This window comes from Burkholderia sp. Bp9143, from assembly GCF_003853645.1.
Taxonomy (GTDB): Bacteria; Pseudomonadota; Gammaproteobacteria; order Burkholderiales; family Burkholderiaceae; genus Burkholderia.
Window position 1 is genome coordinate 185,650 of record NZ_QTPO01000003.1, and the last position, 21,097, is coordinate 206,746.

The window sequence follows — 21,097 nt, forward strand, 5'->3', positions numbered from 1 at the left end:
TCGAGCCATGAACACAGTTTAGGGACGCGCAAAATCAGTTCCAAGACGAAGAATGATGCGAAACGACCGATTAATTCGACGAAATGACGACGCATTTCGTCACAACGACCAAATCGTCTAAAAATCGCGTATATGCCGCGCCGCAAACGGGCCGCTGCGGCCCCGCTCAGGCAGACAGGAAGGAATACGCAAAGCGGGACATGCGCAGGCGCAGGAATCGTTGCGCGCGCCCAGGCACGCATGCGACGCAACGACGCTCGCGCGACGATGCGCGAGGCAACGCCCCGCCCCGCGGCGAGCGCCGGCGGCGGGTATCAAGAGAAGGGAAAGGAGGAAAGACCTGCGCGACGAATCGCGCCTCGGCGTCACACGCGACGCCGCATGCGACGCGTCATCCGCCGATCGTGCCGCGATCGATCTTGCGCGACAGAATGATCGACGTCGTCGTGCGCTCGACGCCTTCGAGCGTGCCGATCTGGTCGAGCAGATCGTTGAGCCGCTCCGGCGAATCGGCACGCAGCCACGCGACATAGTCGTACTCGCCGCTCACCGCGCACAGCAACTGCACCTCGGGCATCCGGTCGAGCTTGCGCAGCACGTCCTTGCCGAACTTCGGCGTGAGGATGATGCCGACGTACGCGTAAATGCTCGCATCGAGCACGTCCTGGCCGAGCCGCACGCTGTACCCGGCGATCACGTTGGTGCGCTCGAGCCGCGCGATACGCGCGACGACCGTCGTGCGGGCGACGTCGAGCTGTCGCGCGAGATCGGCGACGCTTGCGCGCGCATCCGCTTGCAGCAGCGCGACGAGTTGCCGGTCGAGATCGTCGAGTTGGTCGAGGCGAGGTGGACGCATGAGGCTGGGCCGGCGTGCAGCGCGCCGGCAAAATGGAACGTGACGCGATGATAGCGCCGAACGTCGGTGCGCCCAAACGGCATCGCCCGCCGTCACGCGCTCACGCGTTCGCGCCACCCGCCTCGTCCGCGTGCGACGTCCCGCATGCCGATCCAACACCATCGACACTCGCCCGCCCGCTATGTCCCTTTCAATTTCGATTCGTATCGGATGTAAGCAAGTGTCGCTTTCGCCGCCGCGTTGCATCCAACGTGCTACTAATAACGTACGAGGCGAGATGCGCACTCGCGGCACTGGCCGCCGCGCCCGCTCGCACGACACCACCCCGGAGAGCCAACCATGAAGAAAATCTCGCTCACCCTCGCCATGCTCGCGGTGACGGCCGGCGCATTCGCGCAGACCCAGCCGCAACCGCAGCCCGCTCCGGCCGCAGCCACGGCCGCCTCGGCGCCGAGCGCCGAACAGCGCGCGGCGCGCCATGAAGCGCGCATCGAGCAGCGCATCAAGTACCTGCACGATCAGTTGAAGATCACGTCGGCCCAGGAACCGCAATGGAAGACGTTCGCCGACACGATGCGCGAGAACGGCGACACGATGGGTCGCCTCTATCGCACACGGATGGAAAGCCAGAACGTGTCGGCGGTCGACGACATGAAGCAGTACGCGGAACTCGCTCAGGCGAACGCGGACGGCGCGAAGAAGCTTGCCGACGCATTCGCGCCGCTCTACGCGAGCTTCCCGGCCAACCAGAAGGCGCTGGCCGACACGACGTTCCGCAGCTGGCTGCACCACGGCGGCGAACACCGCGGCACGGGCAAGGCCAAGAGCAAGGAAGGCAAGGCATCAGCCGCACCGGCCGCAAGCGCGCCTGCACAACCCTGACGCCCGCCTCGCCGGCGCCGCGCTGCCCGTCCGGGCCGAACGGCGTCGCGCATCCCGCGGGAATCCGGCGCGTCACACGGCGCGCCGGATTCGGGATAAGCTCCCGGCTTTTCCCGCACTTCCCCTCGCCATGCTCGAACTCAAGCACATCGATCTCCGTACCGACCCGCAGGCCCGTCGCGTCGTGAAGGACGAAACCGTCACGGTCGCCTTCGCGGATGCCGACGGCGAACTGATGAGCCTCGAAGGCCCGAACCGCTATGTCGCGGGCGACGCGCTGATCACCGGCTCGACCGGCGACCGCTGGGTCGTGTCGCGCGCGCGCTTCGACGCGAAGTACCTGCCTGCCGATCCGGCGCTCGCGCACGGCACGCCCGGCGCCTACCGGAACCGGCCGGCCGTCGTGCTCGCCCGCCGCATGGACGAGCCGTTCACGATCGCCCGCTCGGAAAACGGCGACACGCTGCGCGGCATTGCCGGCGACTGGGTGATGCAGTATGCGCCCGGCGACTACGGCGTCGTGCAGGCGCGGCGTTTCGCGCAGGTCTACCGCGACGCGTAACGCGTAACGCGTAACGCGTAACACGCTATGCGCCGGCATCGCGCCGGCGCGCGCTCCCGTCAACGGTCACGCAAAGTCTTCGTCGAGTTCGAGCTCCGCGGCGCGCTCGACGGCCTCACCGGCCGCATGCCGCTCCTCGAGCGAGCCGAGCATCGCTTCCGTGTACGCATGCAGCACCGCATGGCTGCGGGCGCGCTGCATCGGCCTGAGTGCCAGATAACGCGCCAGCGCGGCCGGCACGATGCGGATGTCGAGCGTCATCCGTTTCGGCGTCGAACCGAAACGCATCGCGAGCCACTGCACGGACAGGAACCGCCCGCGTTCGTCGCTGCTTTCGGCAAAGCGCGTCTGCTCCGGAAAGAGATCGCAGATCACGCGCGCGAGCGCATCGAATTCGGCGCTCTGGCATTCGATCAGATAGTCGTCCATTCCGTCCTCCCGTCAGGCCGCCGCACGCGGCGACCGGCACGTCTTCACCAGCACGGCGATCAGAATCGCTGCCAGCACGAAATACACGGCCTCGAGCGATCCGGCCGGCAGCACGCGCACCTGGTACAGCAATGCCGGCGCAGCCGCCAGCGCATGCAGCACGATCGCGAGCGGCAGCACGCCCGCGCGGCCGGCACGCACGCCGCGCCAGACCAGCACCGACAGCGCGAGCTGCACCGCGAACGCCGCGCAGCGCTCGATCAGCAACAGCAGGATCGACTGTGCCGACAGCGTCGCCAGCATCACGTGCAGCCGCACGACGGTATCGCCCGGCAGATCCGCGAGTTGCGTCTCGAGCTGCCCGCGGCTCGCGAGCCACGCGAGATACGACCACTGGCCCCACACGAGCACGCCGACGAACCAGGCCTCGGCACCGGCATGACCGATCCCGTAGCCGATGCCGCGCCCGTCGCCGTTCGACGCGCCGTAACGGCGGTTCAGGAAGCGCATCCCGAGATAGCGGCCGGCTTCCTCGAACACGGCGGTCGCGAGCGCGCTGTATGCGACGAACGCGAGCGGCTGCGTGAGCCAGCCGCCAGCGGGCGTCTGGCTCAGCACGAGGCCATGGAACGCGCGTTCGATGATCATCGCGAACAGCGTGAAGACGGCGACGCCGACGATCGTGTCGCGGCGGTCGAGCGCAAGCGGCTTGCGCAGGGTACGGAAGAGAACGAACGGCAGTAGCGCGATGATCAGCGTGGCGGCGATCAGCACCGCCAGCGTGACGGGGGCGACAGTCATGAATTTCCTTGTTCGGGGCAGCGCACCTGACGCGCTGCGTGCCCCGAATGATACTCAGCTTGCGGTCGACGCGCGCGCGATCAGCTCGCCCGGCAGCAATGCGACGCGCACGTCGCCGGCCGCGCCGTCGATGCGCTCGTGCACGAATTCGACGGCCTTGTAGCCGATCTCGTAGGTCGGCTGGCGGATCGTCGTGATGCCGATCAGTTCGGCCCACTCCGGATCGTCGATCGACAGCAGCGCGGCCTTTTCCTGCCACGCGGCGCCGAATCGCGCGCGCAGGTGACGCGCGATCGCGAGCGCGACCGGCGCGTTCGCGGCGAACAGCGCCGCACGCACGCCGCGCCGCGTCGCGTCGTCGATGCGCGCGTCGAGGTCGGCGAGCGCTGCCGCGGCTGCGGCGGGCTCGTTCAAGTCGAGCACGACCGTCGGCGGCACCGGCAGCCCGCGCCCACCGAGCGCCGCGCGGAACGCGGCCTCGCGCAGGCGCCGCGAGCTGACGTGCTCGAACGGCTGCACGACGAAATGGATCGCATCGAAGCCGCGCGCGATCAGGTGCGCGAGCGCCGTCTCGATCGCATCGGTATTGTCGAGCCCGATCAGGTCGGCCTCAAAGCCCTCGACCGTGCGGTCGACGAGCACGGCCGGGATACCGCCGCCGCGCAGCGGGCGCAGCACGTCTTCCTCGGCGCCGAGCGCATTGACGATCAGCCCTTCGACCCGGTAGGTCGTAAGCAGCTGCAGGAAGCGCCGCTCCATCTCGACCTCGTTGGCCGCGTGACAGATGAGCGGCATGTAGCCGAGCGCGTGGCACGCGGCCTCGACGCCCTGCAGCACTTCGACGGTATACGGATTGGTCAGGTCGGCCGCGAGCATGCCGAGCAGCCGGTTGCGGCCGCGCTTCAGCCCGCGCGCCATCTGGTTCGGCCGGTAGTTGAGGCGTGCGATCGCCGACTCGATCCGCTGGCGCAGATCGGCGGACAGCACGTGCGTCTCGCCGTTCAGATAGCGCGAAACGCTGGTCTTGCCCGTGCCGGCTTCGCGTGCGACGTCGCTGATCGTCGCCGGACGCTGCGTGGAAGGTTGCGAATCGCTCAAGTCGTGCCTCGCGACGTACGATCCGCGCCGCTTCGTGTGCGGACGGACCATTGTTGTTGGATACGAAAGCCACCCGGCGGACGCCGCCGCCGCCCTGCTTCGCGGTCGACCAAAGCCGGCGCGTTCGCGCCCGCTCCGGTCGCCTGAAGCGCACGGCGATCGGCCGCACCGGACCTGGCACGGATGTCCGTCGCCGGACGCCGCCGGCCGCGTGGCCGGGTCGTCGATGCGACAAGCGGGCGATCATAACGCAGCCTGCCCTCCCGCACCAAGACCGTCGCCTCTAACGCCGCCGGCTGGCCGCCGCCGCTCAGGCGCGCGCGAGCGCGTCGGGATTGACGAGGTTCGTGCGCAGCGTGCCGGCCAGCGCGCCGACCAGGTTTTCCGCGGCGCAGCGCGCCATCGCATGGCGCGTCTCGTGCGTCGCCGAGCCGATATGCGGCAGCGCGACGACGTTATTCATCCGCAGCAGCGGCGAATCCGCCGGCACCGGCTCCTTCTCGAACACGTCGAGCCCCGCGCCGCGAATCGTGCCCGCGCGCAGTGCGTCGATCAGCGCGGCCTCGTCGACCACCGGCCCGCGCGACGCGTTGATCAGGATCGCGCCGCGCTTCATCTTCGCGAATTCGGCCGCGCCGATCAAATGATGCGTTTCCGGCGACAGCGGCACCTGCAGGCACACGAAGTCCGACTGCGCGAGCAGTTCGTCGAGCGAGACGCGCCGCGCGCCGTACTGCGTCTCGGCTTCGGCGTGCGCGGAACGGTTCGTGTACAACACCTGCATCCGGAAGCCGAGCGCCGCGCGGCGCGCGACCGCGCCACCGATCCGCCCGAGCCCGACGATGCCGAGCGTCTTGCCCTGCACGTCGGTGCCGTACAGATCGGGACCGATGCTGCGATGCCAGTGGCCGGCCTTCACCCACTCCGCCAGTTCGACCACGCGCCGCGCGGACGCGAGGATCAGCGAAAACACGGTGTCGGCGGTCGATTCCGTCAGCACGTCGGGCGTATGCGCGAGCACGATCCCGCGCCGCGTGAGATCCGCGACGTCGAAGTTGTCGTAGCCGACCGAGATCGTCGACCAGGCCTTCAGCCGCGGCGCGCGATCGAGCATCCGCGGCGTGACCTTCAGGCTCGCGCCGATCGCGCCGTCCGCGTCGCCGAGGGCGTCGGCGAGCGCGTCGGCGCCGTCGGCCTGCACGACGTCCGCCTGCTCGCGCAGGTACGCGAGAACGTCATCGGGCAGCGGCTTGTACGCGACGATACGAGGCTTCATCGTTTTCATTTTCCTTGCAGCGGCGTCGCGAGCGGGTGCGCATCGCGCGCCTGGGGTTTGACGGACAGCGTGAGGACCACCGCCGCGACGAGCGCGGCGCTCATGAACGCATACGATGCAACGGGCGACCCGGTCGCACCGTTCAGGTAGCCAACGAAATACGAGCCGACGAACGAGCCGAGCGCACCCATGCTGTTGATCAGCGCCATCGCACCGCCGGCGACGTTCTTCGGCAGCAGCTCCGGCACGATCGCGAAGAACGGGCCGTACGGCGCATACATCGCGGCGCCCGCGACGACCAGCAGCGCATACGAGATCCAGAAATGCGACGAGCCGAGCGCATACGACGCGGCGAACGCGGCCGCGCCGACCAGCAGGAACGGCCACACGAAGCCGCGGCGCGAGCCGACCTTGTCGGACGCCCACGACGCGACCAGCATCGCGATCGTCGCCGCGAGGTACGGCAACGCCGACAGCCAGCCGGTCGCGACCATCCCGAGCTCGGAGCCGTTCTTGACGATCGACGGCAGCCACAACACGAAGCCGTACACGCCGATGCTCCAGCAGAAGTACTGCGCGCACAGCTTGATCACCGCCGGCGAACGGAACGCCTCGCCGTAGTTGCGCACGGGCTTGATCGTCGCCTGTTCGGCCGCGAGTGCGGCGTCGAGGTCGCGCTTTTCCTGCGCGGTGAGCCACGGCGAATCGGCCGGCTTGTCCTGCACGAGGAACCACCAGCACACGGCCCAGATCACGGCCGGCACACCTTCGGCGATGAACATGTGGCGCCAGCCGAATTCGTGCACGAGATAGCCCGACACGATCGACATCCACAGCACGGTGACCGGGTTGCCGAGGATCAGGAACGTGTTCGCGCGCGAGCGCTCGCTCTTCGTGAACCAGTTGCTGATGTAGATCAGCATCGCCGGCATCACGGCCGCCTCGACCACGCCGAGCACGAAGCGGATCGCCATCAGCGACGGGATGTTGGTGACGACGCCCGTGAGCGCCGCGCATGCGCCCCACAGCACGAGGCTGGCGAACACGAGCTTCTTGACGCTGCGGCGCTCCGCATAGATCGCGCCGGGAATCTGGAAGAAGAAGTAGCCGAGGAAGAACAGCGCGCCGATCAGCGACGACAGGCCCTTGCTGATCCCGAGGTCCTGGTTGATGCCGGCCGCTGCCGCGAACCCGTAGTTCGCGCGGTCGAGGTAAGCGAGGCTGTAGGTGATGAAGACGATCGGCATGATCGTCCACCAGCGTCGTGCTGCGAGATTGGCTGCCATCAGAGTGTCTCCTTGGTAGACCGGCATCGACGAATCGTTGCGCCGTCCGGCCTCATGCAAAACCGTGCGCGAAGCACGAAATGGGTCCGCGGATTGTGCCGTGTCCGGCCTCTCATTGCGCGGTGACGGTTTCCTCTAGGCGATCGGCACGATTGCTGACGTTTTCGAGCCGATCGAGCGCTGCACGGGTCGGCAAGCCTTCCGAATCGCCGATCACCTGGATCGCGAGCGCGCCGATGCGGTTGCCGCGCGCGACCGCCTGCTCGACGGACCGGCCTTCCAGCAGCGCGCTGACCACGCCGACCGCGAAGCCGTCACCGGCGCCGACCGTGTCGACCACGTTCGCGACGCGCTCGCCGGCGACCGTGCCCTCGCGGCCGTCGGCCGTGCGGAAGTACGCGCCGTCGGCGCCCAGCTTGATCACCACGCCGCGCGCACCTTGTGCCAGGTAGAAGCCCGCGATGTCGGCCGGCGTGTCGTGCCCGGTGAGTTGCCGTCCTTCGGCGAGGCCCGGCAGCACCCAGTCGGCAAGCGTCGCGAGCGCGTTCAGCGTCTTCGCCATCACGTCGGCGGACGGCCACAGCGTCGGGCGCAGGTTCGGATCGAACGAAATCGTCTTGCCGGCCGCGCGCATCTCGCGCGCCAGCCGGAACGCGAGTTCGCACGAAGTCGCGGAGAGCGCCGGGGCGACGCCCGTCAAATGCAGGTGTCGTGCGCCGAGCACGTAGTCGGCCACGTAGTCGTCGCACGACAGGTGGCTCGCGGCCGAGCCCTTGCGGAAGTACTCGACGGTCGGGTCGCTGCCGTCGTCGTTGCGCGACTTCAGCTGGAAGCCGGTCGGATAGCGCGAATCGACGGTCACGCACGACGCGTCGATGCCTTCGCGCGCGAGCGTGTCGAGCACGTAGCCGCCGAACGAATCGCGGCCGACCCGGCTCATCCAGCCGACCCGGAAGCCGAGCCGCGACAGGCCGATCGCGACGTTCAGGTCCGCGCCCGCGATCCGCTTCGTGAATTGTTGCGCATGCGCGAGGTGGCCGGGCTCGGCGGCGACGAACATCGCCATCGCTTCGCCGTAGGTCACGACATCGAGTGCTGCTTTCATGAGTGAACTCCTCCGTATCCTTCCGGCGTCACGCGGCGGCGAGCCACGCGACGCGCCGGCCAGCATCGCCCGCCAGGTCGGCCGCATCGAACGGAAACTCGATGCCGCGCGGCGCCGCTTGCGGCAGGGCCGCGAGCACGCCCGCGACGAGCGGATCGCCCGGCACCGGTGCCACCGCGAAACGGCGCGCGCCCTCGCCAACGACTGCCTTGCAATGAATGTATTCCACGTGCGGCGCGAGCGCCTCGGCGCACGCGAGCGGCGCTTCGCCCGGCCACTGCCAGTTGCCGATGTCGAACGTCATGCCGAGCGCACCCGGCATGCCCGCCGCGGTCAGCGCATCGAACAGCCCGCGGAACTGCGCGAGCGCGCCGCCCACCGGCAGCTGGCCGTTCTCGACCACCACGCGGGCCCGCGCGCCGCGCGACAGCGCGACGATCTCGGCTGCATGCGCGTCGCCGGCGAAGCCGCCGAGCTGGAACTTGACGAGGCGCGCGCCGAGCGCGTCGGCTTCCACGAGTGTGTCGCGCAGCGCATCGGCATCGAGCGCGCCGGTTTCCGTGTACAACGCGGCCGGCGTCGAATAGACCGACCACAGCCCGTGCGCGGCGAGTGCGGTGCCGAGCGCGGCCAGCGCGCCGGGCGTCGCGTCGTCGTCCGATGCGAACAGCTCGCGCCGCACCTCGAAGCCGGTCGCGCCGGATGCCGCCGCGGCCGCGATGAATGCACGGTGGCCCTCCTGACGCACGCGGTCCATCCCGAATGCGCTCGCCACGATCACGATGTCTGCCATTTCTGCCCTTTTTTCACCGAAATGGAACCGGTTCCATTTGCTTGAGACGGATGGTGCGCTTCGCTCCTGGTGCACGCCATAGAGGAAATCCCTAGGACCGGCCACCGCGCGAACGTGTGCCTGCGCACGCGCATCCGGCGCGCCCGGACCGGCTTCGGCCGCCTATCGGGCGTCGTGCGTGAGGCTCATCTCGAGGAACTGGGCGGCCACGCGCGACGGCGCGGCGCCATGCGGCACCAGGATCGAGAAATGGCGGGTAAGCGGCACGGGGGCCAGCGAGCGCGGCACGAGCGCCGCATCCTCGTGACGCAACGACATCGCGGACACGAAGCCGACGCCCATCCCCGCGCGCACGGCCTCCTTCACGGCCTCGACGCCCGCGATCTCGAACGCGACGCGCATCGGCGCGTTGCCGTGCGCGAACGCCCGTTCGACGAGCTGCCGCACGGCGGAGCCCTCCTCGCGCAGCACGAGCGGATGCGCGGCGAGCGCGTCGAGCGTGACGCCGGCTTCCTGGTCGGGCGCGGCAAGCGGATGTCCGGCCGGCACGACCGCGACGATCTCGTCCTCGTGCCACGGATGCACGGCGGTGCCGGGCGGCAGCGCCTCGCCGGGCGGCCCCTCGATCATCGCGATGTCGAGCGACGCCAGCGCGGCGACCACGTCGGCCGTGTTGCCGCTCATCGTGTGAATCGCCACCCGCGGCACCCGCGGCTGGAACGCCGCGATCAGGTACGGCAGCAGGTAGCTGGCCGGCGTCGTGCTCGCGCCGATCCGCAGCGTGCCGGCATCGAGCCCGCGCACCGCGTCGCGAAACGCGCGTGCCTGCGCGAACGTGTCGCGCTGCGCCTTCGCGTACTGCGCGAGCTGCTCGCCGACCGGCGTCAGGCGGATCCCGCGGCCGTCGCGCTGGTACAGCGGCTCGCCGAACTCGTCCTGCAGCAGGCGCAGCTGACCCGACACGGCCGGCTGCGACAGATGCAGCGCCACGGCAGCGCGGCTGATGTTCAGGTGTTCGGCAACGGCCGCGAACGTTATCAGTTGATCCGGGGTCATGGGGATGAATTATCGGCTTTCCGGATAGTTTACGTCACAAATCACAATTTTTCATATCGATATAACCAAATTAGGATTAGGCCATCGCAACCTGTTTGATCCCGGTGCCCCATGCCCACTGCTCCGACTCCCCATCTCAGCCACGCCGCGCCGTCGGTGCGCGGCCAGTTGAACGGCGTGCTGTTCGTCGCGCTGTTCGCCGCCGCCGTCACCAGCCTGTCGCAACTGCCGGCGATCGCCGGGCTCGGCCTGTCGCCGCTGATCGTCGGCATCGTCGCGGGCGCGGTGTACGGCAACGCGCTGCGCGACGGCATGCCCGCGAGCTGGGCGGCCGGCGTCAACTTTTCCGCACGCAAGCTGCTGCGCATCGCGGTCGCGTTCTTCGGCCTGCGCGTGAGCCTGCAGGAAATCGCACAGGTGGGCCTGCCGGGCCTGACGGTGTCGGTGCTGGTCGTCGTCAGCACGCTCGTGATCGGCACCTGGGTCGGCATGAAGGTGATGAAGCTCGATCGCGACGCGGCGCTCCTGACCGCGGCCGGCAGCGCGATCTGCGGCGCGGCCGCCGTGCTCGCGTTCGAGTCGACGCTGCAGTCGAAGCCGCACCAGAGCGCGATGGCCGTGGGCAGCGTGGTGCTGTTCGGCACGCTGTCGATGTTCCTCTACCCGCTCGCGTATCACGCCGGCCTGCTCAATCTCGATCCGGCCGGCCTCGGCCTGTTCTTCGGCGGCACGATCCACGAGGTCGCGCAGGTGGTCGGCGCGGCGAGCGACATCAGCCCGCAGGTCACGCACGTCGCGACCATCGTGAAGATGACCCGCGTGATGCTGCTGGTGCCGGTGCTGCTCACGCTCGGCTGGTGGCTCGCCCGCTCCGCACGCTCGGCCGATGCGACCGCCGACGGCGCGCAAGGCAAGCGCAAGGTGGCGGTGCCGTGGTTCGCACTCGGCTTCCTCGGCTTCGTGATCGTCAATTCGCTGAACGTGCTGCCCGCCGACGTCACGCACTCGCTGAACATGCTCGACACCTTCGCGCTGACGATGGCGATGACCGCGCTCGGCATCGAAACCCGCGTGTCGCAGATCCGCGAGGCCGGCCCCCGCGCCCTGACCACCGGCCTGATCCTGTATGTCTGGCTGATCGCCGGCGGCTACGGGATCACCTGGGCCGTGCAGCACTGGCTTGGCTGAGCCGCGCATCCACGCCGCGACACGCGCCGCGCCCGACGGGAAGGTCCCGCGGGCGCGGCGCAGTGCTATGCTTCGCGTCGTTTTCCTTCGTCCTCTTCATCATCCTCTTTCAGCCGTGCTCTCGTTCCTGCTGAAGCTGCGCACTCGCGCCCAGACGCTGTTCCGCCTGTCGGACGCCCATACGATGCTGATCTGGTCGGCCGTCGTCGGCGTCGGCGGCGCCTTCGCGACCATGGCGTTCCGCGAAGGCATCGACCTGATGCAGCGCCTGATCTCCGGGCACAGCGGCAGCTTCGTGCAGATGGCGAGAAGCCTGCCCTGGTACGTGCGCTTCTGGATGCCGGCCGCGGGCGGCTTCCTGGCCGGCTGTGTCCTGTTGCTCGCGACGCGCGGCGACAGGCAATCCAGCAAGACCGACTACATGGAAGCGGTCGCGCTCGGCGACGGCGTCGTGCCGGTACGACAGAGCCTGTGGCGCAGCGTGTCGTCGCTGCTGACGATCGGCAGCGGCGGCTCGATCGGCCGCGAAGGCCCGATGGTGCAGCTCGCGGCGCTCGCCGCGTCGCTGGTCGGCCGCTTCGTGCACTTCGACCCGCCGCGCCTGCGCCTGCTCGTCGCGTGCGGCGCGGCGGCCGGCATCACGTCCGCGTACAACGCGCCGATCGCCGGCGCGTTCTTCGTGTCCGAAATCGTGCTGGGCACGATCGCGATGGAGAGCTTCGGGCCGATGGTCGTCGCGTCCGTCGTCGCGAACATCGTGATGCGGGAATTCGCCGGCTACCGGCCGCCGTACGAGATGCCGGTGTTCCCGGCCGTGACGGGCCCCGAGGTGCTGCTGTTCGTCGTGCTCGGCGCGCTGTGCGGCGTGCTCGCGCCGCAGTTCCTGCACCTGCTCGATGCGTCGAAGAACCAGTTCAAGCGGCTGCCCGTGCCGCTGCCGGTGCGGCTCGCGCTCGGCGGCCTCGTGGTCGGCGTGATCTCGGTATGGATTCCGGACGTATGGGGCAACGGCTACAGCGTCGTGAACCACATCCTGCATTCGCCGTGGACCTGGCAGGCGCTCGTCGCGGTGCTGGTGTTCAAGGTGATCGCGACCGCCGCAACCGCGGGCTCCGGCGCGGTCGGCGGCGTGTTCACGCCGACGCTGTTCGTCGGCGCCGTGTTCGGCTCGCTGTTCGGGCTCGCGATGAACGCGCTGTGGCCCGGCCACACGTCCGCGTACTTCGCATATGCGATGGTTGGGATGGGTGCGTTCATGGCCGGCGCGACGCAGGCGCCGCTGATGGCGATCCTGATGATCTTCGAGATGACGCTGAGCTACCAGGTCGTGCTGCCGCTGCTGGTGTCGTGCGTGTTCGCGTATTTCGTCGCGCGCGCGACCGGCACGACGTCGATGTACGAGATCACGCTGCACCATCATCAGGACGCGCAGGAACGGCTGCGGCTGCGCACCACGCAGATGCGCGAGCTGATCCAGCCCGCGCAGACGGTCGTGCCGCTCAGCGCGAGCGTGGCCGACATGACGCGCGTGTTTCTCGAGTATCCGGTGAAGTATCTGTACGTGACCGACGACGCCGGGCGCTTCCGCGGCGCGGTCGCGTTGAAGGACATCACGTCGGACCTGCTCGACAAGCGCGACACGACCGACAAGACGGCCGCGCATTACGTGCATACACCGTTTCCGCTGCTCACGCCCGACATGCCGCTCGCGACCGCGCTCGAACGCTTCATGGCGTTCCAGGGCGAACGGCTGCCGGTGATCGAAAGCGAAGCCGAGCCGACGCTCGCGGGCGTCGTCTACAAGACGTCACTGCTCGACGCGTACCGGCGGATGACCGGCGAGCGCTGACATACCCGGGGCGCGACGCCCGGCGCGGCTGGCGCCGCATCCTCGACCGCCGCCCCGCCCGCCGGATCGTTTAGTCCGGCGCGCGCCCCAGCACGACCCGTGCGAAGAACCCCGCGAGCACCGATTCGGCCACGTCGGCCGACACGTGCTGCGGATCGGCCGTGTAGTACGACTGCACGCCGTCGCACAGGCACATCAGCCCGAACGCAAGCGTCTCGGCCGGCAACAGCAGCGGCGTGCCCGCGCGCTCGGCGAAGCGCTGGATGAATTCGGCCATCTGCAGCCGCTTGCCGTGCAGGAACTGGTTGAAGCGCACGCGAAACTTCGCGTCGCGCGCCGCCTGCAGCTTCGCCTCGCCCCACAGCAGCGAATACTCGTCGTCGCGAAACAGCGTCCGGTAGTACGCGAGCGCCATCGACTCCATCTGCTCGCGCGGCCCGCCTTCCTCGAAGATCGCCTCGAAATCGGCCTGCACTGAATCATGGTCGCGCTCGAGCAGCTCGAGCAGCAGTTCCGACTTGCTGCGGAAATTCGAGTAGAACGCGCCGCGTGTATAGCCCGCCGCCGCCGCGATGTCCTCGACGCTCGCCGCGACATAGCCTTTCTTCAGAAAAATCCGGTGTGCGGCATTCAGCAGACGTTCGCGCGTCTGGTCCCTGCTCTGCTCGCGAGTTAAGCGCTGTGGTTTCATGGCGCGCAGTCTAGCACCATCCGGCTTTCAGATTCATCTTTGCATTCAGATACAGGTGTGTATTAGAATCCGCCACAGTTTCCGAACGACCTCGTTCGGCTCTGTTCGTGCGCGCCGCGGCCGGCGCCACTCGGGGCAAGCGCCCGCCGCGCTTGCCGGCTTCGTTCCGCTCTCACCTCATCTGGGGGTTTCGTGAATCGCTCCGGTTTCCGCGCCGTGCTGCTGATCGGCACCGCGCTCGTCCTCGCCGCCTGTCACCCGAAGGAAGCCGCGCCGCCCGCGCCGCGCCCGGTCGTCGCGCTGCCCGCGCACGCCGACGGCGCCGCGGCCGCAGCCACGCTGCCCGGCGAGATCCAGCCGCGTTATGCGACGCCGCTGTCGTTCCGCATCGCGGGCAAGATCGTCGAGCGCAAGGTGCGGCTCGGTGATACCGTCAAGGCCGGCCAGGTCGTCGCGCTGCTCGATCCGTCCGACGTCGAGAAGAACGCCGCGAGCGCACAGGCGCAGCTCGATGCCGCGTCGCACGGCCTCGCGTTCGCGAAGCAGCAGCTCGACCGCGATCGTGCGCAGGCGCGCGAGAACCTGATCGCGACCGCGCAGCTCGAGCAGACCGAGAACAGCTACACGTCGGCGCTCGCGCAGCGCGACCAGGCGCAACAACAGCTCGCGCTCGCGAAGAACCAGCTCCGCTATGCGACGCTCGTCGCCGATCACGCGGGCACCATCACCGCCGAACAGGCCGACACCGGCCAGAACGTATCGGCCGGCCAGGCCGTCTACCAGCTCGCGTGGTCGGGCGACGTCGATGTCGTCAGCGACGTGCCCGAAGCCGCGCTCGCATCGCTTACGCCCGGCCACGCGGCGAGCGTCACGCTGCCGTCGCTGCCGGGCCGCCAGTTCGCCGCGAAGGTGCGCGAAATCGCACCGTCCGCCGATCCGCAAAGCCGCACGTATCGCGTGAAGCTCACGCTCGCCGCACCCGATCCGGCCGTGCGCCTCGGGATGACCGCGAACGTCGCGTTCGACGGCGCGCCGGTTGCCGGCAACGCGCCGAGCATCACGCTGCCCGCGACCGCGCTGTTCCACGACGGCCCGCATCCGGCCCTGTGGGTCGTACGGACGAAGGACGACACACTCGAACTGCGCCGCGTCGACGTCGCCCGCTTCAACGAACGCACCGTCACCGTGTCGCACGGGCTGCAGCCGGGCGAGCGCGTCGTGCTGCAAGGCGTGCATACGGTCAGCGCGGGCGAGAAGGTGCGGCCGGTCGCGCCGCTGCATCCGGAGGACTTCGCGTCATGAGCGGCCCCCGCGAAGAAGGTCGGTTCAACCTGTCGGCATGGGCGCTGCGCCACCAGGCACTGGTCGTCTACCTGATCGTGCTCGCGACGCTCGCGGGCATCCTCGCGTACACGCGGCTCGCGCAATCCGAAGACCCGCCGTTCACGTTCCGCGTGATGGTGATCCGCACGTTCTGGCCCGGCGCGAGCGCGCGGCAGGTGCAGGAACAGGTGACCGACCGGATCGGACGCAAGCTGCAGGAAACGCCGGCCATCGACTTCCTGCGCAGCTATTCGCGGCCCGGCGAATCGCTGATCTTCTTCACGATGAAGGATTCGGCGCCCGTGAAGGACGTGCCCGAGACCTGGTACCAGATCCGCAAGAAGGTCGGCGACATCGGCCATACGCTGCCGCCCGGCGTGCAGGGCCCGTTCTTCAACGACGAGTTCGGCGACGTCTACACCAACATCTGGACGCTCGAAGGCGACGGATTCACGCCCGCGCAGCTCCACGACTATGCGGACCAGTTGCGCACCGTGCTGCTACGCGTGCCGGGCGTCGGCAAGGTCGACTATTTCGGCGATCCCGACCAGCGGATCTTCATCGAAGTGAACAACGCCCAGCTCACGCGCCTCGGCATCTCGCCGCAGCAGCTCGGGCAGGCGATCAACGCGCAGAACGACATCTCGTCGGCCGGCGTGCTGACGACCGCCGACGATCGCGTGTTCGTGCGGCCGAGCGGCCAGTTCGACAACGTCAACGCGATCGCCGACACGCTGATTCGTATCAACGGCCGCACGTTCCGGCTCGGCGATCTCGCCACCGTGAAGCGTGGCTACGACGATCCACAGGTCACGCAGATGCGTACGGCCGGTCCAGGCGCGAGCGGCCATGCGGTGCTTGGCATCGGTGTGACGATGCAGCCGGGCGGCGACGTCATCCGGCTCGGCAAGGCGCTCGATGCCGAGTCGAGGAATCTGCAGGCGCAATTGCCGGCCGGCCTCAAGCTGACGCTGGTGTCGAGCATGCCGCACGCGGTGTCGCATTCGGTCGACGACTTCCTCGAAGCGGTTGCCGAAGCGGTCGCGATCGTGCTGGTCGTGAGCCTCGTGTCGCTCGGCCTGCGCACCGGGATGGTCGTCGCGATCTCGATCCCGGTCGTGCTCGCCGTGACCGCGCTCTTCATGTACCTGTTCGACATCGGGCTGCACAAGGTGTCGCTCGGTACGCTCGTGCTCGCGCTCGGGCTGCTCGTCGACGACGCGATCATCGCGGTCGAGATGATGGCCGTGAAGCTCGAGCAGGGCTACAGCCGCGCACGCGCCGCCGCGTTCGCGTACACGAGCACCGCGTTCCCGATGCTGACGGGCACGCTCGTCACGGTGTCGGGCTTCCTGCCGATCGCGCTCGCGAAATCGAGCACCGGCGAGTACACGCGCTCGATCTTCGAGGTATCGGCGATCGCGCTGATCGCGTCGTGGTTCGCGGCCGTCGTGCTGATTCCGCTGCTCGGCTATCACCTGCTGCCCGAACGCAAGAAGCACGCGCACGAAGCGCACCTGCCGGACGATCACGAGCACGACATCTACGACACGCGCTTCTACACGCGGCTGCGCGGCTGGATCGACTGGTGCATCGAGCGGCGCTTCGTCGTGCTGCTGATCACCGGCGCCCTCTTCGTCGTCGCGCTGATGGGTTTCTCGCTCGTGCCGCAGCAGTTCTTCCCGAGCTCCGATCGCCCCGAGCTGCTGGTCGACCTGCGGCTGCCCGAAGGCGCGTCGTTCGCGGCGACGCTGCGCGAGACGGAACGCCTCGAGAAGGTGCTCGACAAGCGGCCCGAGATCGATCATTCAGTGAGCTTCGTCGGCAGCGGCGCGCCGCGCTTCTACCTGCCGCTCGACCAGCAACTGCAGTTGCCGAACTTCGCGCAGTTCGTCGTCACCGCGAAATCGGTCAAGGATCGCGAGAAGCTCGCGACCTGGCTCGAAACCACGCTGCGCGACCGGTTCCCGGCCGTGCGCTGGCGCCTGTCTCGGCTCGAGAACGGGCCGCCCGTCGGCTACCCCGTGCAGTTCCGCGTGAGCGGCGACGACATCGCGACGGTACGCTCGATCGCCGAGAAGGTCGCGGCGACGATGCGCGGCGACACGCGCACGGTGAACGTGCAGTTCGACTGGGACGAGCCGGCCGAGCGCTCGGTACGCTTCGAGCTCGACCAGAAGAAGGCGCGCGAGCTGAACGTCACGTCGCAGGACGTATCGAGCTTCCTCGCGATGACGCTGTCAGGCACGACCGTCACGCAATACCGCGAACGCGACAAGCTGATCGCGGTCGACCTGCGCGCGCCGCGCCCCGATCGCGTCGATCCCGCGAAGCTCGCGGGCCTCGCGATGCCGACCGCGAACGGCTCCGTGCCGCTCGCCTCGCTCGGCCGCTTCACGCCGACGCTCGAATACGGCGTGGTGTGGGAACGCGATCGCCAGCCGACCATCACCGTGCAGTCCGACGTGCGCGCCGGCGCCCAGGGCATCGACGTCACGCACACGATCGACGGCAAGCTGAATGCGCTGCGCGCGCAACTGCCGGTCGGCTACCAGATCAACATCGGCGGGTCGGTCGAGGAAAGCGCGAAGGCGCAGACGTCGATCAACGCGCAAATGCCGCTGATGGCGATCGCCGTGTTCACGCTGCTGATGATCCAGCTGCAGAGCTTCTCGCGCGTGCTGATGGTGGTGCTCACTGCCCCGCTCGGGCTGATCGGCGTGGTCGGCACGCTGCTGCTGTTCGGCCAGCCGTTCGGCTTCGTCGCGATGCTCGGCGTGATCGCGATGTTCGGGATCATCATGCGCAACTCGGTGATTCTCGTCGACCAGATCGAGCAGGACATCGCGGCCGGTCACGGACGCTTCGATGCGATCGTCGGCGCAACCGTGCGGCGCTTCCGCCCGATCACGCTGACGGCCGCGGCCGCCGTGCTCGCGCTGATCCCGCTGCTGCGCTCGAACTTCTTCGGGCCGATGGCGACCGCGCTGATGGGCGGGATCACGAGCGCGACCGTGCTGACGCTGTTCTACCTGCCCGCGCTGTACGCGGCGTGGTTCCGCGTGAAGCGCGACGAACGCGACCCGCGCGACGGCCCGCCGCACGACGGCGGCACGCCGCCGGCCGCGCCTTCGGGAGCCTGACCATGGACTTGTCGATGAACCTGAAAACCCAAGCCGTGCGCGCACTCGCAGCCGCGAGCCTCGCCGGCCCGCTCGCCGGCTGCGCGTGGTTCGCGCCGAGCGGCGAGCCGCCCGCGATGCCGTCGCCTGCGCATTACGGCGCCGCGCCGCAGGTGCAGCAGACCGTCCTCGCGCAAGGCGTCGCGCAGCAGTTCGAGGTCGGCGCGCAGCCGGTGCCCGACTGGTGGAAGCAGTACCGCTCCGACGCGCTGAATGCGCTGGTCGACGAAGGGCTGCACAACAGCCCGACGCTCAGTGCCGCATCGCATTCGCTCGATGCCGCGCGCGAGCAGCTGCGCGGGCAGATCGGCAGCTCGATGCTGCCGTCGATCGACGCGGGCGGCCAGGCCACGCGCCAGCGTGCGCTCGGCGTGCCGATCCCCGCGCTCGGCGCGCCGACGCTGCTGTACGACACGTTCGTCGGGCAACTGCAGGCGAGCTATACGGTCGACCTGTTCGGCGTATCGCGCTTCGCGAACCGCGCGCTCGCGAAACGCGTCGACGTCAGTGCGTTCCAGCTCGAATCGGCGCGCCGCGCACTCGCCGCGAACATCGTCACCGCGTCGATCACGGTGTCGGTGCTCAACGCGCAGATCGACACCACCGAGCGGCTCGTCTCGCTCGCGAACGACCAGGCACACGACGCCGAGCGCCGCTACGCGCTCGGCTCGGCATCGCGCAGCGATGCGCTGAACGCACGGCAAAGCGCGGACACCTTCGCCGCGAGCCTGCCCGCGCTGCGCCAGCAGCGCGACACGGCGCGCCACGCGCTCGCGGTGCTGGTCGGCCGCACGCCCGACCGGCCGCCCGCCGACCTCACGCTCGCCGATCTGCACCTGCCCGAGCAGGTGCCCGTCGTCGTGCCGTCGGACCTGTTGCAGAGCCGCCCCGACATCCAGGCGGCCGATGCGGGGCTGAAGGCGGCCGCGGCCGAAGTCGGCGTGGCGACCGCGCAGATGTTCCCGCAGCTGTCGCTGTCGGCGGCGATGGGCAAAGGCGGGTTCAGCTGGCCAACGATGCTGTCGGGCGCCGGCACGATCTGGAACGTCGGCGCGTCGCTGAGCCAGCCGCTGTTCCACGGCGGCGCGCTGCTCGCGCAGCGCCGTGCGGCGAAGGCGACCTACGAGGCCGCGGTCGACCAGTACAAGCAGGCCGTGCTCGCCGCGTTCCAGAACGTCGCCGATTCGCTGGCCGCGCTCGAGCACGACGCGGAAGCGCTCGATGCGTCGTCCCGCGCGGCGCTGTCCGCGCGCGGCGCCTACGACGACGCGGCGGCTCGCGTGCGGCTCGGCGCGCTGCCGCCGTCGGCCGCGCGCGCGAGCGAGCTGCAGTACCGCAACGCACGGCTCGACGAGATCCGCGCGACCGGCGCGCGATTCGCGGATACGGCGCGGCTCTATCAAGCGATGGGCACGCCGCCGATCGACCCGACCGGCGAGGCCGCGAACGCAGCGAAAGCCGATACGGCCGGCCACACCGGCAACACGGATCAAGACGCCCCCGCCGCCCAGGCACGCGCGGCCACACCCGACGCGCCGCCGTCACCGCAATAACGCGCCCCATGCGTCGAGTACACGGCGCGCGGGACCACCTCCGCGCGCCGATCCGCGATCTTCCGCTTGACCCTCACGTAGCGTAACGTTCCAGACTCCAGTGTGCGCACCGAACGGAGGAACGAATGCAGCTGAAAGTGGGAGAACTGGCGAAACGCAGCGGGCTGACGGTCCGCACGCTTCATCACTATCACGCGATCGGCCTGCTGACGCCGTCGGCGCGCGCCGACAACGGCTACCGGCTGTACGACCGCGACGACATCGCCCGGCTCCACCAGATCCAGGCCCTGCGTCGCTTCGGACTGTCGCTCGCCGAAATCGGCGACTACCTGAACCGGCCCGGCACGCCGCTCGTCGACGTCGTCGCGAAGCAGATCGCGCTGCTCGACCGCCAGCTCGCGCAGACCGCGCAGCTGCGCGAGCGGCTCGTGAACCTGCATGCGCAGCTCGTCGCGGGCACCGAGCCGGAACTGGCCGATTGGCTCACCACACTGGAGTTGATGACCGTGTACGACAAATATTTTTCCGAGGCAGAACTCGCGCGCATGCCGATGTACCGCAAGAGCCAGAACGGCGACGCGGAATGGATCGCGCTGGTCGGCGACGTGCAGGCGCTGCTTGACGCGGGCGTGCCGGCCGAAGACGCGCGCGTGCGGGCACTGGCCGACCGCTGGATGGCGCTGCTCGTGCGCGACACGAACAACGACCCGCGGCTGCTCGCGAAGCTGAACCTGATGCACGAACACGAACCGGCGATGCAGTCGAAGATCGGCATCTCGACCGCGCTGCGCGACTACGTGCTGCGCGCGAGCGCCGAATCGAAGATGCGGGTCTTCGAAAAGCATCTCGCGCCGGACGAAATCCGCTTCATGCGCGCGCACTACGGCGAACGCGCGATGGAATGGCCGCAGTTGATGGGCGACGTGCGCGACGCGATCGATGCGGGTGCCCGGCCCGATTCGCCGGAAGGCCGCGCGCTCGCGCAGCGCTGGCTCGAACTGTTCTGCAGCTATGCCGGCACCGATCCGGCCACGCACGCGAAATTCCGCCACGCGATGATGAACGAGCCGGGGCTGACGATGGATTCGTGGGTCGACGACACGTTGATCGGCTTCGTGCGCGAGGCGATGGCGCAGCTTGCACCGGCACGTTGAGGGCGTAGCCCCA

General features: G+C 69.0%; 18 protein-coding genes. 8 read left to right on the plus strand and 10 right to left on the minus strand.

All coding sequences use genetic code 11. The annotated features are described in order from the left end of the window. Positions 1-391 precede the first annotated feature (391 nt). Positions 392-856: an Lrp/AsnC family transcriptional regulator gene (locus tag DIE23_RS03505; RefSeq protein WP_006481526.1), complete on the minus strand. Its 465-nt coding sequence runs from the start codon at positions 854-856 to the stop codon at positions 392-394. Between the two features lie 339 nt (positions 857-1,195). Here DIE23_RS03505 and DIE23_RS03510 point away from each other — a divergent pair, with 339 nt between their 5' ends. Next, positions 1,196-1,738: a Spy/CpxP family protein refolding chaperone gene (locus tag DIE23_RS03510; RefSeq protein ID WP_124610813.1), complete on the plus strand. Its 543-nt coding sequence runs from the start codon at positions 1,196-1,198 to the stop codon at positions 1,736-1,738. A 130-nt stretch (positions 1,739-1,868) separates the two neighbouring features. Beyond that, positions 1,869-2,300 carry a PGDYG domain-containing protein gene (locus DIE23_RS03515; protein WP_124610814.1) on the plus strand — a complete coding sequence of 144 codons (432 nt, stop codon included), beginning with the start codon at positions 1,869-1,871 and terminating at the stop codon, positions 2,298-2,300. Positions 2,301-2,366: 66 nt separating this feature from the next. Here DIE23_RS03515 and DIE23_RS03520 read toward each other — a convergent pair whose 3' ends face one another. From DIE23_RS03520 to DIE23_RS03555, 8 genes are all read right to left on the minus strand, one after another. Then, positions 2,367-2,729 (minus strand): DUF3022 domain-containing protein, encoded by a 363-nt coding sequence (locus tag DIE23_RS03520; protein WP_124610815.1) that lies wholly within the window; start codon positions 2,727-2,729, stop codon positions 2,367-2,369. A gap of 12 nt (positions 2,730-2,741) precedes the next feature. Beyond that, entirely contained in the window at positions 2,742-3,530 is a 789-nt protein-coding gene (locus tag DIE23_RS03525) for a YhfC family intramembrane metalloprotease (protein WP_124610816.1), read from the minus strand. A gap of 54 nt (positions 3,531-3,584) precedes the next feature. Next, positions 3,585-4,628, minus strand: coding sequence for a LacI family DNA-binding transcriptional regulator (locus DIE23_RS03530; protein ID WP_124610817.1), 1,044 nt, complete (start codon positions 4,626-4,628; stop codon positions 3,585-3,587). A gap of 310 nt (positions 4,629-4,938) precedes the next feature. Then, entirely contained in the window at positions 4,939-5,904 is a 966-nt protein-coding gene (locus DIE23_RS03535) for a D-glycerate dehydrogenase (protein ID WP_124610818.1), read from the minus strand. 5 nt (positions 5,905-5,909) lie between these two features. Further along, positions 5,910-7,190 (minus strand): MFS transporter, encoded by a 1,281-nt coding sequence (locus DIE23_RS03540; RefSeq protein ID WP_124610819.1) that lies wholly within the window; start codon positions 7,188-7,190, stop codon positions 5,910-5,912. A 112-nt stretch (positions 7,191-7,302) separates the two neighbouring features. After that, positions 7,303-8,295, minus strand: coding sequence for a sugar kinase (locus DIE23_RS03545; RefSeq protein WP_124610820.1), 993 nt, complete (start codon positions 8,293-8,295; stop codon positions 7,303-7,305). Positions 8,296-8,323: 28 nt separating this feature from the next. Next, the gene (locus DIE23_RS03550) at positions 8,324-9,088 is read right to left on the minus strand and encodes a TIM barrel protein (protein ID WP_124610821.1); all 765 of its coding nucleotides are present in this window, start codon (positions 9,086-9,088) and stop codon (positions 8,324-8,326) included. Positions 9,089-9,250: 162 nt separating this feature from the next. Continuing rightward, positions 9,251-10,144 carry a LysR family transcriptional regulator gene (locus tag DIE23_RS03555; protein WP_124610822.1) on the minus strand — a complete coding sequence of 298 codons (894 nt, stop codon included), beginning with the start codon at positions 10,142-10,144 and terminating at the stop codon, positions 9,251-9,253. A gap of 111 nt (positions 10,145-10,255) precedes the next feature. Here DIE23_RS03555 and DIE23_RS03560 point away from each other — a divergent pair, with 111 nt between their 5' ends. Then, positions 10,256-11,332, plus strand: coding sequence for a YeiH family protein (locus tag DIE23_RS03560; RefSeq protein ID WP_124610823.1), 1,077 nt, complete (start codon positions 10,256-10,258; stop codon positions 11,330-11,332). Between the two features lie 115 nt (positions 11,333-11,447). Next, positions 11,448-13,181: a ClcB-like voltage-gated chloride channel protein gene (locus DIE23_RS03565; RefSeq protein ID WP_221623339.1), complete on the plus strand. Its 1,734-nt coding sequence runs from the start codon at positions 11,448-11,450 to the stop codon at positions 13,179-13,181. Positions 13,182-13,251: 70 nt separating this feature from the next. Here DIE23_RS03565 and DIE23_RS03570 read toward each other — a convergent pair whose 3' ends face one another. Beyond that, the gene (locus DIE23_RS03570; protein ID WP_124610825.1) at positions 13,252-13,872 is read right to left on the minus strand and encodes a TetR/AcrR family transcriptional regulator; all 621 of its coding nucleotides are present in this window, start codon (positions 13,870-13,872) and stop codon (positions 13,252-13,254) included. 192 nt (positions 13,873-14,064) lie between these two features. On the opposite strand from DIE23_RS03570, the gene DIE23_RS03575 reads away from it, so the two are divergent. The 4 genes from DIE23_RS03575 (at position 14,065) to DIE23_RS03590 (ending at position 21,084) form a co-directional block, all read left to right on the plus strand. Then, complete coding sequence (locus DIE23_RS03575; protein ID WP_124610826.1) at positions 14,065-15,174, plus strand: efflux RND transporter periplasmic adaptor subunit; 1,110 nt, start codon at positions 14,065-14,067, stop codon at positions 15,172-15,174. Next, the gene (locus DIE23_RS03580; protein WP_124610827.1) at positions 15,171-18,338 is read left to right on the plus strand and encodes an efflux RND transporter permease subunit; all 3,168 of its coding nucleotides are present in this window, start codon (positions 15,171-15,173) and stop codon (positions 18,336-18,338) included. Before DIE23_RS03575 ends, DIE23_RS03580 begins: the two co-directional genes overlap by 4 nt. Positions 18,339-18,340: 2 nt before the next feature. Next, on the plus strand, positions 18,341-19,930 hold the full coding sequence (locus DIE23_RS03585) for an efflux transporter outer membrane subunit (RefSeq protein WP_124610828.1): 1,590 nt from the start codon (positions 18,341-18,343) through the stop codon (positions 19,928-19,930). A gap of 125 nt (positions 19,931-20,055) precedes the next feature. After that, positions 20,056-21,084 (plus strand): MerR family transcriptional regulator, encoded by a 1,029-nt coding sequence (locus DIE23_RS03590; RefSeq protein WP_124610829.1) that lies wholly within the window; start codon positions 20,056-20,058, stop codon positions 21,082-21,084. Positions 21,085-21,097 lie beyond the last annotated feature (13 nt).

Bases quoted from the DNA above. Each gene is read 5' to 3' on its own strand.
- DIE23_RS03570 (WP_124610825.1), bottom strand. From the start codon at position 13,872: ATGAAACCACAGCGCTTAACTCGCGAGCAGAGCAGGGACCAGACGCGC.
- DIE23_RS03525 (WP_124610816.1), bottom strand. From the start codon at position 3,530: ATGACTGTCGCCCCCGTCACGCTGGCGGTGCTGATCGCCGCCACGCTG.
- DIE23_RS03535 (WP_124610818.1), bottom strand. From the start codon at position 5,904: ATGAAGCCTCGTATCGTCGCGTACAAGCCGCTGCCCGATGACGTTCTC.
- DIE23_RS03590 (WP_124610829.1), top strand. From the start codon at position 20,056: ATGCAGCTGAAAGTGGGAGAACTGGCGAAACGCAGCGGGCTGACGGTC.
- DIE23_RS03555 (WP_124610822.1), bottom strand. From the start codon at position 10,144: ATGACCCCGGATCAACTGATAACGTTCGCGGCCGTTGCCGAACACCTG.
- DIE23_RS03510 (WP_124610813.1), top strand. From the start codon at position 1,196: ATGAAGAAAATCTCGCTCACCCTCGCCATGCTCGCGGTGACGGCCGGC.
- DIE23_RS03540 (WP_124610819.1), bottom strand. From the start codon at position 7,190: ATGGCAGCCAATCTCGCAGCACGACGCTGGTGGACGATCATGCCGATC.
- DIE23_RS03560 (WP_124610823.1), top strand. From the start codon at position 10,256: ATGCCCACTGCTCCGACTCCCCATCTCAGCCACGCCGCGCCGTCGGTG.
- DIE23_RS03550 (WP_124610821.1), bottom strand. From the start codon at position 9,088: ATGGCAGACATCGTGATCGTGGCGAGCGCATTCGGGATGGACCGCGTG.
- DIE23_RS03505 (WP_006481526.1), bottom strand. From the start codon at position 856: ATGCGTCCACCTCGCCTCGACCAACTCGACGATCTCGACCGGCAACTC.
- DIE23_RS03585 (WP_124610828.1), top strand. From the start codon at position 18,341: ATGGACTTGTCGATGAACCTGAAAACCCAAGCCGTGCGCGCACTCGCA.
- DIE23_RS03545 (WP_124610820.1), bottom strand. From the start codon at position 8,295: ATGAAAGCAGCACTCGATGTCGTGACCTACGGCGAAGCGATGGCGATG.
- DIE23_RS03515 (WP_124610814.1), top strand. From the start codon at position 1,869: ATGCTCGAACTCAAGCACATCGATCTCCGTACCGACCCGCAGGCCCGT.
- DIE23_RS03520 (WP_124610815.1), bottom strand. From the start codon at position 2,729: ATGGACGACTATCTGATCGAATGCCAGAGCGCCGAATTCGATGCGCTC.
- DIE23_RS03580 (WP_124610827.1), top strand. From the start codon at position 15,171: ATGAGCGGCCCCCGCGAAGAAGGTCGGTTCAACCTGTCGGCATGGGCG.